This window comes from Bradyrhizobium sp. Kon10 (assembly GCF_055807395.1).
In genome coordinates this window covers 1-287 of record NZ_JBVVOZ010000189.1, presented here as the reverse complement: position 1 = coordinate 287, position 287 = coordinate 1, and the positions used below count along the sequence as shown (strand labels likewise).

Below are 287 nucleotides of genomic sequence, written 5' to 3'. Positions count from 1 at the left end.
CCCAATATCCTCGCCGGCGCCATGCGTGGCACGGCGCCAGCACTGGCCCGTCTTGCCGAGGACGCCGGCCCGTGGACCGCATGGCCGATCCATACGGTCGACCAAGCACAGCCATGGACGACGACGCCCGCCGGCATCGCCCTGATCGGCGACGCGGCGCATGCGATGACGCCGTTTGCGGCGCAGGGCGCGGCGATGGCGATCGAGGAGGCCAGTCCCGGCCTGCCTTCAACGCAAATTCGAGGCGCCAGCCAGCGGCGCAGCGGGCGAGACTCCAATAGTCGGCG

At 71.1% G+C, this 287-nt stretch carries 1 pseudogene; it reads left to right on the top strand.

Features of this window, described 5'->3' with window-relative positions:
• Positions 1–287 (top strand): annotated as a pseudogene (locus AC0L2O_RS36660) (FAD-dependent monooxygenase); the annotation flags it as partial.